This window comes from Brevundimonas sp. (assembly GCF_035627055.1).
Lineage (GTDB): Bacteria > Pseudomonadota > Alphaproteobacteria > Caulobacterales > Caulobacteraceae > Brevundimonas.
In genome coordinates this window covers 1-10,877 of sequence record NZ_DASPMM010000002.1, presented here as the reverse complement: position 1 = coordinate 10,877, position 10,877 = coordinate 1, and the positions used below count along the sequence as shown (strand labels likewise).

7 protein-coding genes and 1 pseudogene are annotated in these 10,877 nt (G+C 66.7%); 1 reads left to right on the top strand and 7 read right to left on the bottom strand.

What is annotated here, in order from left to right; translation table 11 throughout:
- The 4 genes from VEA98_RS00855 to rpsL all read right to left on the bottom strand — a co-directional run.
- Positions 1 to 141 (bottom strand): GTP-binding protein (locus VEA98_RS00855; RefSeq protein WP_324810169.1); only part of this gene is annotated, 141 nt, incomplete at its 3' end.
- Between the two features lie 85 nt (positions 142 to 226).
- Positions 227 to 2,308 carry an elongation factor G gene (fusA, locus tag VEA98_RS00850; protein WP_324810167.1) on the bottom strand — a complete coding sequence of 694 codons (2,082 nt, stop codon included), beginning with the start codon at positions 2,306 to 2,308 and terminating at the stop codon, positions 227 to 229.
- Positions 2,309 to 2,458: 150 nt separating this feature from the next.
- Positions 2,459 to 2,932 carry a 30S ribosomal protein S7 gene (gene rpsG, locus VEA98_RS00845; protein WP_183254056.1) on the bottom strand — a complete coding sequence of 158 codons (474 nt, stop codon included), beginning with the start codon at positions 2,930 to 2,932 and terminating at the stop codon, positions 2,459 to 2,461.
- A 66-nt stretch (positions 2,933 to 2,998) separates the two neighbouring features.
- Positions 2,999 to 3,370 carry a 30S ribosomal protein S12 gene (gene rpsL, locus VEA98_RS00840; RefSeq protein ID WP_300292209.1) on the bottom strand — a complete coding sequence of 124 codons (372 nt, stop codon included), beginning with the start codon at positions 3,368 to 3,370 and terminating at the stop codon, positions 2,999 to 3,001.
- A 350-nt stretch (positions 3,371 to 3,720) separates the two neighbouring features.
- Here rpsL and VEA98_RS00835 point away from each other — a divergent pair, with 350 nt between their 5' ends.
- Positions 3,721 to 4,500, top strand: coding sequence for a hypothetical protein (locus tag VEA98_RS00835; protein WP_324810160.1), 780 nt, complete (start codon positions 3,721 to 3,723; stop codon positions 4,498 to 4,500).
- 28 nt (positions 4,501 to 4,528) lie between these two features.
- On the opposite strand, the gene VEA98_RS00830 is transcribed toward VEA98_RS00835, so the two are convergent.
- The 3 genes and pseudogenes from VEA98_RS00830 to VEA98_RS00820 all read right to left on the bottom strand — a co-directional run.
- Positions 4,529 to 5,293: an SDR family NAD(P)-dependent oxidoreductase gene (locus tag VEA98_RS00830; protein WP_324810157.1), complete on the bottom strand. Its 765-nt coding sequence runs from the start codon at positions 5,291 to 5,293 to the stop codon at positions 4,529 to 4,531.
- Positions 5,294 to 5,395: 102 nt separating this feature from the next.
- The gene (rpoC, locus tag VEA98_RS00825; protein WP_324810154.1) at positions 5,396 to 9,592 is read right to left on the bottom strand and encodes a DNA-directed RNA polymerase subunit beta'; all 4,197 of its coding nucleotides are present in this window, start codon (positions 9,590 to 9,592) and stop codon (positions 5,396 to 5,398) included.
- A gap of 95 nt (positions 9,593 to 9,687) precedes the next feature.
- Positions 9,688 to 10,877, bottom strand: a pseudogene (locus tag VEA98_RS00820) (DNA-directed RNA polymerase subunit beta); the annotation flags it as partial.

Here is a 10,877-nt window from a genome sequence, read left to right as displayed (position 1 = left end):
GTAGTTCATCGCCTTGCCGCCGCCCGACTTGGCCAGCGTCATCGTGATCGCCGCCGTCAGCGTCGTCTTGCCGTGGTCAACGTGACCGATCGTGCCGATGTTGCAGTGCGGCTTGGTGCGTTCGAACTTTTCCTTGGCCATTCTCTTCTCTCCGTCCCCTGAACAGGGGGCTTTGTCCTAGTGTTTCAGGGGCTCCGGCGGACGGATGTCCGCCGGAACAAGGTGGTTAAGCGCTGTACTTCTTGATGACTTCGTCGGCGACGTGCTGCGGCACCGGCTCGTAGTGGTCGTACTGCATGGTGAAGACCGCCCGGCCCTGCGACATGCCGCGCAGCGTGTTCACATAGCCGAACATGTTGGCCAGCGGCACGAAGGCGTTCACCACCGTGGCGTTGCCGCGCATGTCCTGGCTCTGGATCATGCCGCGACGGCCGTTCAGGTCGCCGATGACCGAACCCAGGTAATCTTCCGGGGTCACGACCTCGACCGCCATGATCGGCTCGAGCAGCTTGGGCGCGCCCTTCTCCTTCAGTTCGCGGAAGGCGGCGCGGGCCGCGATCTCGAACGCCAGCACGCTGGAGTCGACGTCGTGGTATTTGCCGTCCGTCAGGGTCGCCTTGAAGTCGATCAGCGGGAAGCCGGCCAGCAGGCCCGAATCCTTGATGGACTCCAGACCCTTCTGAACGCCCGGGATGTATTCCTTGGGCACGGCGCCGCCGACGATGGCGCTCTCGAACACGAAGCCCGAGCCCGGCTCGCCCGGCTCGAAGGTGATCATGACGCGGGCGAACTGGCCCGTGCCGCCGGTCTGCTTCTTGTGCGTGTAGTCGATGTCGACCTTGCGGCCGAGGGATTCACGGTAGGCCACCTGCGGCGCGCCGATGGTGGCGTCGACCTTGTAGGTGCGGCGCAGGATGTCGATCTTGATGTCGAGGTGCAGCTCGCCCATCCCCTTGAGGATGGTCTGGCCCGACTCGTGATCGGTCGAGACGGTGAACGAGGGGTCCTCCGAGGCCAGCTTGGCCAGGGCGACGCCCAGCTTCTCCTGGTCGGCCTTGGTCTTGGGCTCGACCGAGATCTCGATCACCGGGGCCGGGAATTCCATCTTCTCAAGGATGACCGGCGACTTGATCGGGTCGCACAGGGTGTCGCCGGTGCGGGTGTCCTTGAGGCCGGCCAGGGCGACGATGTCGCCGGCGTAGGCTTCCTTGATGTCCTGACGGTCGTTCGAGTGCATCAGCAGCATGCGGCCGACGCGCTCCTTCTTGTCACGGCTCGAGTTCAGCAGGCTCATGCCGGTTTCCATCTTGCCGGAATAGATGCGGCAGAAGGTCAGCGAACCGACGAACGGGTCGTCCATGATCTTGAAGGCGAGAACCGACAGGGGCTCGTCGTCCGAGGCCTTGCGGGTGACCGGCTCCTCGGTGCGGAAGTCGATGCCCGGGGTCGGGGGGATGTCGATCGGCGACGGCAGGTAGTCGACGACGGCGTCGAGCAGGGTCTGGACGCCCTTGTTCTTGAACGCCGAGCCGCACAGGATCGGATAGAAGGCGCCGGTCAGCACGGCCTTGCGGATGCACTTCTTCAGCGTCTCTTCCGACGGCTCCTGGCCGTCGAGGTAGGCTTCCATCGCCTCGTCATCGAGCTCGACCGCATTGTCGATCAGGTACTGGCGGGCGGCGTTGGCCTTGTCGACCAGATCAGCCGGGATTTCCTCGTCGCGGAAGTTGGCGCCCAGGGCGTCGTTGTCCCAGACCACCGCCTTCATGCGGACGATGTCGACCAGGCCCGACAGCGAGCTCTCGGCGCCGATCGGGAACTGGATCGGCACGGCCTTGGCGCCCAGGCGGTCGCGGATCGACTGCACCGAGGCGTCGAAGTCGGCCCCGATCTTGTCCATCTTGTTGACGAAGACGATGCGCGGAACGCGGTATTTGTCGGCCTGGCGCCAGACGGTTTCGGTCTGCGGCTCGACGCCGGCGTTGCCGTCCAGCACGGTCACGGCGCCGTCGAGGACGCGCAGCGAACGCTCGACCTCGATGGTGAAGTCCACGTGGCCGGGGGTGTCGATGATGTTGAGGCGCTTCTCTTTCCAGAAGGCGGTCGTCGCGGCGGACGTGATGGTGATGCCGCGCTCCTGCTCCTGGTCCATCCAGTCCATGGTGGCGGCGCCGTCGTGGACTTCGCCGATCTTGTGGGACTTGCCGGTGTAATACAGGATCCGCTCGGTCGTCGTCGTCTTGCCCGCGTCGATGTGGGCCATGATGCCGAAGTTGCGGTAGTCCTCGATCTTGTGCGTGCGGGCCATGAAAGCGTGCCTTGAAGTGAGTTCAGGACGCGTTTCGCGCCCTCGGGGAGATCTTGCGTCTGTCTGGATAAGCAGGCGCGGGCGATTTAGCTCAAACCGCCCGCGCCGGATAGTCGGTAGATAGGAGCCGAAGAGGGCTCCTTGAAGGCGTTACCAGCGGTAGTGGCTGAAGGCGCGGTTGGCCTCGGCCATCTTATGGGTGTCTTCGCGCTTCTTGACCGCGGTGCCGCGGTTGTTCGAAGCGTCCAGCAGCTCGGCGGCGAGCTTTTCGGTCATGGTGTTCTCGCCGCGCTTGCGGGCGGCGTTGACCAGCCAGCGGATGGCCAGGGCCTTGCGGCGATCCGGGCGAACCTCGACCGGCACCTGATAGGTGGCGCCGCCGACGCGACGCGAGCGGACCTCGACCGCCGGAGCGACGTTTTCCAGCGCGGAGTGGAAGGTCGCGACGGGCTCCTGGTCCTTCTTCTTGTCGGCCAGGATGTCGAACGCGCCGTAGACGATGTTCTCGGCGACGGCCTTTTTGCCCTCGTACATGACGTAGTTCATGAACTTGGTGACGGTCAGATCCTTGAACTTGGGATCCGGCAGAACTTCGCGCTTCTGGGCACGGTGACGACGGGACATGGGCTGGGCCTTCTGAAACGGTCTCTGGGTCCCCGGACGGGCCGGGGAAAACTGGTGGGTCTTCGCTTACTTCGGACGCTTGGCGCCGTAGTGCGAACGGCGCTGCTTGCGGTCCTTGACGCCCTGGGTGTCGAGCACGCCGCGCAGGATGTGGTAACGCACGCCGGGCAAGTCCTTGACGCGGCCGCCGCGGATCAGGACCACCGAGTGCTCCTGCAGATTGTGGCCCTCGCCGGGGATGTAGCACACGGCTTCGATGCCGGTGGTCAGGCGCACCTTGGCGACCTTACGCAGAGCCGAGTTCGGCTTCTTCGGGGTCGTGGTGTAGACGCGGGTGCAGACGCCGCGGCGCTGCGGGCAGCCCTTGAGCGCCGGGACCTTGTTGCGGACCGGCTTGGGCGAGCGCGGCTTGCGGATCAGCTGGTTGATAGTCGGCATCGAGTACTCGTTCTCTTCTAATCGATGGGGGCGTGTGCCTTTCGGCCGGAGCGCCCCGGTGAGCCTTCTTTTCGGACAACGCCGGCGGCGCCGTCCCGGGATTGATTTCGAGCAAGGCCCGCGACAAACAGAAAAGCCGGAACGCGCGCTTCGGGCGTTCCGGCGGGCACAGCCCGTCGTTCGATTGTCACGATCTCGATGAACGCTGACGCGCCCGCCTCGAAAGTGGGCGGCTTCTACGCCGGGACGGGGAGCCGGTCAAGGGCGACGGGCCCCACAGTCGCTGAATCACAGGCCGCAATACCGCCACGCTCCCAGCCTCCACTGCCGGTTGAGGACGTGGAGGGCCGATGCGGGACCTGAGGCTTGTCTGGCCGTCGCGGGCCGAACGCTGGCGAAAGCCGGTGATCGTGCTCGTGTCCGTGGGCCTGCATGGTCTCGTGCTCGGCCTGATCGGGCTTCGCTCCTTCGGTCTGGACGCGCCGGCCGGGCCTGTCGACCACGCCATCTACCTCGAGATCGAGCCCCGCCCCCTGCTGCCCGGCGAGGCCGCCCGGGTGCGGCCGCCGCCGGAGCGGCCGGAGGCGCCGTCGCTGGTCCTGCCCGACTCCGGAGCGCCGGCCGTGCGGACCGCGCCCCTGCAGAGGCTCGAGGATGACGAGGACCCGCCCTCGCCACGCCTCGCCGCTCCGGGGGCTCCCGCCCCGCCGGCCGATGTCGGGACCGCGCCCTGGCGGGTCCGGCCCGAAACCCCCGGCGACCGGGTCGGCCGGGGCCTGCGCACAAGTCCGGTCGGCTGCGCCAGTCCACGCCTGCTGACCCCGGCCGAACGGGCCCTGTGCGACGACCGCCTCGGCGAACGGGCCGCGGCCGCCCCGCCGATCAGCGGCACGGGGAATCCTGAACGCGACGGACGCTTCGCGCGCGAGGGCGCCCGCGCGCTGGCCCAGTACGAGGCGCGCCGCCGCCCGCTCTCCGGCGGCGTCGGCGTGGTCGGGCCGCAGGACGGACCGGGATCAAACTTCGGCATGGGCGTGGCGGGCGCGCACCTGGACCCGTCGCTGCGCCCGGATTCGACCAGTAATGTGCGCACCCGGCGGGACCGTATCCGCGAGATCGAGGAGGATTGACCTAGCCCCCGTCCTGCGGGCGGGTTGATCAACCGGCCGTCCAGCCCCCGTCGACCATCACCGAGCCGCCCGTCATCAGGGTGGAGGCGTCGGACGCCAGCAGCAGGAGGGCCCCCGTCAGTTCTTCCATCTGGCCCAGTCGCCCGAGCTTGATGCGGCTCAGCACGAAGTCGCGCGTCCCGGGAGTGTCGAGGATCGGCCGGGTCATTGCGGTGTCGATGAAGGTCGGGCAGATCGTGTTCACCCGTACGCCGTGGGGAGCCAGGTCGATGGCCATGCAGCGGGTCAGACCTTCGAGACCCCATTTCGAGGCGCTGTACAGCGACCGGCCGCCGCCGCCGACATGGCCCATCTGCGACGAGACATTGATGATCGACCCCGGCCGGCCCGCTTCCAGAAGCCCCCTCGCCACCGCCTGGGCCACGAACAGAGCCGATTTCAGGTTGAGGTTCAGGACCGCATCATAGTCCTCTTCCGTGATCTCGACGATCGAGCGGATGCGGTTCACGCCGGCATTGTTCAGCAGGATGTCGAAGGGACCGCGCGCCGCGATCTCCCGGCGGACGGCGGCGAGGTCTGTGACGTCCAGCACGAAGGCGTCGGCTTCGAATCCGGCCTCCCGAATTTCGCTCACCCGCGCCTCCAGATCGCCGGCCGTGCGGCCGCACAGGGTCACGGCCGCCCCGGCCTGGGCGAAGACCTCCGCCCCGGCCGCGCCGATCCCGCGGCCGCCTCCGGTCACAAGGGCGCGTTTGCCGTCGAGGCGGAAGGACGGAAGGGGGGTCAGGGTCATGGCGGTCTCCGGGGGGACCCGCAGCTTCAACAGGAAGCGGCCAAAAGAAAAGAGCGGCCCCGTCGCCGGAGCCGCTCTCTTCAGTTCAGTCGGACCCGGAGATCAGCCCTCGCTGTTCTCCAGCTCCAGGGCCAGGTCGGCCGGGAGCGGCTCGATGGCCTCTTCCCGCTGCGACGTCAGTTCGGCGTCGCGTTCGTTGGCCACCTTCTGCAGGGCCCGCAGATAGGCGCCGGTGCCCGCCGGGATCAGCCGGCCGACGATGACGTTCTCCTTCAGGCCTTCCAGCGTGTCCTTCTTGCCGTTGACCGAGGCGTCGGTGAGGACGCGGGTGGTCTCCTGGAAGGACGCCGCCGAGATGAAGCTGCGGGTCTGCAGCGACGCCTTGGTGATGCCCAGCAGGACCGGCTGCGTCGTGGCCGGTCGGCCGCCGCGCTTCTCGACCTTGGCGTTCTCGGCCACGGCCTCGGCCACCTCGACCGTGTCGCCACGGATCAGGGTGGTCTCGCCCGAGTCGATGATCTCGACCTTCTGCAGCATCTGGCGAACGATCACCTCGATGTGCTTGTCGTTGATCGGCACGCCCTGCAGTCGGTAGACCTCCTGCACTTCGTTGACGAGGTACTCGGCCAGGGCCTCGACGCCTTGGATGCGCAGCAGGTCGTGCGGATCCGGGTTGCCGTCGATGATGTAGTCGCCCTTCTGAATCAGATCGCCGTCGTGGACGGAGATGTGCTTGCCCTTCGGGATCAGGAACTCGACCGCCTCGCCCTGCACGCCGTCCGCATTGGGCTCGGGCGTGATCTTGATGCGGCGCTTGTTCTTGTAGTCGCGACCGAATTCGACGCGGCCGTCCATCTCGGCGATGACCGCGCAGTCCTTGGGACGACGGGCCTCGAACAGCTCGGCCACCCGCGGCAGACCGCCGGTGATGTCGCGGGTCTTGGCGCCCTCGGTCGGCACGCGGGCGATGATCTCGCCCGGCTTGACCACGTCGCCGTTGTTCACGGACAGAACCGCGCCCACCGGCAGCAGGTATCGGGCGTCGGAGCCCGAGGCCAGCTTGGCGTATTCGTCGCCCTTGGTGACGCCCATCGCCGGACGCAGGTCCGCGCCGCGGGGGCTGGCGCGCCAGTCGGAGACGACGCGCTGGGCGATGCCCGTAGCTTCGTCGGTTTCCTCGCGGACCGACAGGCCCTCCACCAGGTCCTCGAAGCGGATGGTGCCGCCCACTTCGGTCAGGATCGGCGAGGTGTAGGGGTCCCACTCGGCCAGACGCTGGCTGCGCTTGACCTCGGCGCCCTCGGTGACCCGCAGGCGGGCGCCGTAGGGCAGCTTGTGGGTCTCGCGGTCCTTGCCGTCGACGACGATGGTGATCGTGACGTTGCGGCTCATGGCCACCAGGTCGCCGTGCGCCGCCTTGACGGTCGGGCCGTTGATCCGCGCCACGCCGGCGTTGGTCGCCTCATAGAACGAGGTTTCCGCCACCTGGGCGGTGCCGCCGATGTGGAAGGTCCGCATCGTCAGCTGGGTGCCCGGCTCGCCGATCGACTGCGCCGCGATGACGCCGACCGCTTCACCGATGTTGACGTTGGTGCCGCGCGCCAGGTCACGGCCGTAGCAGTAGGCGCAGATGCCGGCCTCGGCCTCGCACGTCAGGGCCGAGCGGACCTTGACCGACTGGACGCCGGCGTCGTCGATGACCTCGACCTCTTCCTCTTGCAGGTAGGTGTCGGCGGGGAACAGGACGTTGTCGGTGCCCGGCTCCTTGATGTCCTCGGCCGCGTAACGGCCCAGGACCCGCTGACCCAGCGAGACCAGCACGTCGCCGCCTTCGACCACGGCGCGCAGGGTGATGCCCCGCGTCGAGCCGCAATCGTCCTCGGTGACGATCGAGTCCTGCGCCACGTCGACCAGACGACGCGTCAGATAGCCGGAGTTGGCGGTTTTCAGCGCGGTGTCGGCCAGACCCTTGCGGGCGCCGTGGGTGGAGTTGAAGTACTCAAGGACGGTCAGGCCTTCCTTGAAGTTCGAGATGATCGGCGTCTCGATGATCTCGCCCGACGGCTTGGCCATCAGGCCCCGCATGCCGCCCAGCTGCTTCATCTGGGCCTGCGAACCGCGGGCGCCCGAGTTGGCCATCATGAACACCGAGTTGATGTCCGGGTTCTGACCCTTGGCCAGCACGCGGGGCTGGGCGATCTCGCCCATCATCGCATCGGCGATCTTGTCCGTGGCCTTGGCCCAAGCGTCGACGACCTTGTTGTACTTCTCGCCCTTGGTGATCAGGCCGTCGGCGTACTGTTGCTCGTACTCCTCGACCTGGGTGCGGGTGTCGGCGACCAGGGTGGCCTTGGCGGCCGGGATGACGATGTCGTCCTTGCCGAACGAAATGCCGGCCTTGGCGGCTTCACGGAAGCCCAGCTGCATCATCTGGTCGGCGAAGATGACCGTCGCCTTCTGACCACAGTGGCGATAGACCTGATCGATCAGGTTTCCGATCTCCTTCTTGGTCAGGTTCTTCTCGAGCAGGCGGTAGCCGATGTTCGGGTTGTGCGGCAGCAGGGCGCCCAGCTTCATCCGGCCCGGGGTCGTGTCGATGACCTTGGTGATGACTTCGCCGGCGGCGTTCATCTCGGTCCAGCGGGCCTTGATCTTGGTGTGCAGGGTCACGACGCCGGCGTCGAGCGCCGCATCGATCTCGCCCATGTTGGCGAACAGCTTGCCCTCGCCCTTCTCGCCTTCCTTGACCAGCGACAGGTAGTACAGGCCCAGCACGATATCCTGCGACGGCACGATGATCGGCTTGCCGTTGGCGGGCGACAGGATGTTGTTCGTCGACATCATCAGGACGCGCGCTTCCAGCTGCGCTTCAAGCGACAGCGGGACGTGAACGGCCATCTGGTCGCCGTCGAAGTCGGCGTTGAAGGCGGTGCAGACCAGCGGGTGCAGGCGGATGGCCTTGCCCTCGATCAGCTTCGGCTCGAACGCCTGGATGCCCAGACGGTGCAGGGTCGGGGCGCGGTTCAGGAGCACCGGGTGCTCGCGGATGACCTCGTCGAGGATATCCCACACCTGCGGCTGCTCACGCTCGACCATGCGCTTGGATTGCTTGACGGTGCCCGACAGGCCCTTGGCGTCAAGGCGCGCGTAGATGAACGGCTTGAACAGCTCCAGCGCCATCTTCTTGGGCAGGCCGCACTCGTGCAGCTTCAGTTCGGGACCCACGGTGATGACCGAACGGCCCGAGTAGTCGACGCGCTTGCCGAGCAGGTTCTGGCGGAAGCGGCCCTGCTTGCCCTTCAGCATGTCGGCGAGCGACTTCAGCGGACGCTTGTTGGCGCCGGTGATGACGCGGCCGCGGCGGCCGTTGTCGAACAGGGCGTCGACCGACTCCTGCAGCATCCGCTTTTCGTTGCGGATGATGATGTCGGGCGCGCGCAGTTCGATCAGCCGCTTCAGGCGGTTGTTGCGGTTGATGACCCGGCGGTAGAGGTCGTTCAGGTCCGAGGTGGCGAAGCGGCCGCCGTCCAGCGGCACCAGCGGGCGCAGTTCCGGCGGGATCACCGGCACGACCGTCAGGATCATCCACTCGGGCTTGTTGCCGCTCTCGAGGAAGGCCTCGATCAGCTTCAGGCGCTTGGAGGCCTTCTTGGCCTTCATTTCCGAGGGGCTGTCGGCCAGTTCGGCGCGGTGCTTCTCGGCCTCGGCGTGCAGGTCGATGCCGATCAACAGATTGCGCACGGCCTCGGCGCCGATCTCGGCGGTGAAGCCGTCATCGCCGAACTCGTCCTGGTAGCGGTAGAACTCGTCTTCCGTCAGCAGCTGGTTCTGCTTCAGCGGGGTCAGGCCCGGCTCGGTGACGATGTAGTTCTCGAAATACAGGACGCGCTCGACGTCCTTCAGCGCCATGTCGAGCATCAGCGAGATGCGCGACGGCAGCGACTTCAGGAACCAGATGTGGGCGACCGGGGCGGCCAGTTCGATGTGGCCCATCCGCTCGCGCCGGACGCGGGCCAGGGTGACCTCGACGCCGCACTTCTCGCAGATGATGCCCTTGTACTTCATGCGCTTGTACTTGCCGCACAGGCATTCGTAGTCCTTGGTCGGGCCAAAGATGCGGGCGCAGAACAGGCCATCGCGCTCGGGCTTGAACGTGCGGTAGTTGATGGTTTCCGGCTTCTTGATCTCGCCGAACGACCACGACCGGATCTTCTCCGGCGAGGCCAGGGCGATCTTGATCTGGTCGAAGGTCGGGGTGACCGGGACCGGGTTGAAGATGTTCAGGACTTCCTGGTTCATCTTGATTCCTTCTGCGGGGCTTCCCGCGTAATTTCATGTGGAGAGAGCGAGAGACCGTCCCTCCCCGCTTGCGCGAGGAGGGGTTGTTCGGTCGATCAGCTGTTCTCCAGCTCCACGTTCAGGCCCAGCGAGCGCATTTCCTTGACGAGCACGTTGAAGCTCTCGGGGATGCCCGCCTCGAAGCTGTCGTCGCCGCGGACGATCGCCTCGTAGACCTTGGTTCGGCCGGCCACGTCGTCGGACTTCACCGTCAGCATTTCCTGCAGGGTGTAGGCCGCGCCGTAGGCCTCCAGCGCCCACACCTCCATCTCGCCGAAGCGCTGTCCGCCGAACTGCGCCTTGCCGCCCAGCGGCTGCTGGGTGACCAGCGAGTACGGGCCGATCGAGCGGGCGTGGATCTTGTCGTCCACCAGGTGGTGCAGCTTCAGCATATAGATGTAGCCGACCGTGACCGGACGCTTGAACTGCTCGCCGGTCTGGCCGTCGTACAGGATCGACTGGCCCGAACGCGCCAGGCCCGCCTTCTCCAGCAGGTTCTCGATGTCGTCGATGTGCGCGCCGTCGAAGACCGGGGTCGCGAAGGGCACGCCCTTCGAGAGGTTCTTCGCCAGCTCGATCAGTTCCTCCTCGGTGTCGGGGAGTTCCTGGTCGGCGCCGTAGGTGTCGCGCAGGTGATCGATCAGGGCCTGCTTCTGGCCGCCATGCTGCCAGGCTTCCAGCAGATCGGAAATCTGCCGGCCCAGGCCCGCGGCCGCCCAACCCAGGTGGGTTTCGAAGATCTGGCCGACGTTCATCCGCGAGGGCACGCCCAGCGGGTTGAGCACGATGTCGACGTGGGTGCCGTCTTCCAGGAAGGGCATGTCCTCGATCGGCAGGATCTTGGAGATGACGCCCTTGTTGCCGTGACGGCCGGCCATCTTGTCGCCCGGCTGCAGCTTGCGCTTCACCGCGACGAACACCTTGACCATCTTCATCACGCCCGGAGGCAGCTCGTCGCCTCGCTGCAGCTTGTCGACCTTGTCTTCGAAGCGGCGGTCGAGGCGCTTGCGGGCCTCGTCGAACTGACGGCGCAGGGCCTCCAGCTCGCCCATCGCCTTCTCGTCGTCGAGGGCGATCTGCGACCACAGGCCAGGCGCGATCTCGGCCAGCTTCTCTTCGGTGATCTCGCCGCGGCCCAGGCCCTTGGGACCCGAGACGGCCTTCTTGCCAACGATCAGGTCGCGCAGACGGCTGGTCATGTTGCGGTTAAGGATGGCGAACTCATCGTCGCGGTCCTTGCCGAGAC